The organism is Okeania sp. SIO1H4 (assembly GCF_010672695.1).
Taxonomy (GTDB): domain Bacteria; phylum Cyanobacteriota; class Cyanobacteriia; order Cyanobacteriales; family Microcoleaceae; genus Okeania; species Okeania hirsuta.
Map to the genome: position 1 here is coordinate 1 of NZ_JAAHGB010000176.1, position 1,425 is coordinate 1,425.

1 protein-coding gene is annotated in these 1,425 nt (G+C 39.5%); it reads right to left on the reverse strand.

What is annotated here, in order from left to right; translation table 11 throughout:
* Positions 1–16: 16 nt before the first annotated feature.
* Complete coding sequence (locus tag F6K06_RS33500) at positions 17–1,246, reverse strand: transposase (protein ID WP_287309153.1); 1,230 nt, start codon at positions 1,244–1,246, stop codon at positions 17–19.
* Positions 1,247–1,425 lie beyond the last annotated feature (179 nt).

Genomic DNA, 1,425 nt, shown 5'->3' on the forward strand with positions numbered 1-1,425 from the left:
GTGACATACTCCCACACTAACCTTGCGGTATAGTGTGGGCTTCTCGTTTCGCAGTCCCGGTACCCCGTCGGACTCCACGAGCTTTAAGGACGGAATGCCCTACCGCCCTATTTTTGATATTTATTGCTGCATTCACATCACGATCGATCGCAATACCGCAATGCGGACAAGAATGAGTTCGTATGTTTAATTCTTTATCGACTTTTTTTCCACAATTTGAGCAATCTTGGCTGGTATTTTTTGGGTTCACTCCTATGGTTTTCTGTCCAGCATTTTCAGCTTTGACAGTTAAAATAGATAGGAATTGTCCCCATCCTGCATCGTTAATTGATTTACTCAAACGGCTCTTTGCTAGCCCTTTGATATTTAAGTTTTCATGGGCGATAACTTCTGCTTTTGATAACAATTCATTAGCTGTTTTAAAGTGGAAATCTTTACGTCGATCAGCGACCTTTTTATGTTGTTTGGCTACAGCTTCAACAGCTTTTAACCATCTTTTACTTCCTTTCTTTTTACGGGATAAGCATTTTTGTAGCGTTTTTAATCGCTGCTGAGATTTTCGATAGTATTGGGGTATGGGGACAGATTCTCCTTCACTTGTTACTAAGAACTCCTTCAGCCCCATATCGATTCCCAGAGTATTTTTTAATGTAGGTTCAACTTTAGTTGTCAAAGCTGGAACTGATTTGTCTTCTAGGGATAAAGTTACATAATAACCATCTGCTTTACGGCTAATTGTTACTGTTTTAATTATAAATCCTTCTGGTATTGGACGATGCTGAATTAACTTTACTTTTCCTATTTTGGGCAAATTAATTTGATTTCCTTCAATGCAGTTAAGTTTGATTTGAGGATAAGTAAAACTGCGATAACGTCCTTTTCCTTTAAACCTTGGTTTGCCTAATCGCTGCCCGTTTTTATCTGCTTTGAACCACCTATCAAAAGCTAGTTTTACCCGTTTAATGCAATCCTGGCATACCTGAGAATGAATTAGCTTGTATTCAGGAAACTTGTCTTTAGTATTGACCAAATCTTTTTTTTGAGAGTAATAATCTGGATTATCTCTTAGTTGAGGAATTGGCATCACCAAGGGGCAGGCGTTAACTGGACAACGGTTTTCTGACCACCATGAAAACCTTTCACCCAACCGATAGTTGTACTGCCGACGCAACAATTCCAACCACAATTGAATAGTGGCTATTTGTTCTTTGTTGGGCCTTAATTTATATTGGTAGGCAGTGCGCATGGTGGAAATTTTCTGGGGTTATTGCAATATCATAATACAAGTTTTTCAACTAGGGCGAAGGTTTTTGCTGAGATATCATGCAAATTGAATCGGCATCGAACCCATTCAATTGGCCGCCGATTCATCTGGTCGCCAAATCACAGATTATGGCGTGAGGCTTCTCGGCGATCTAGCTAAAA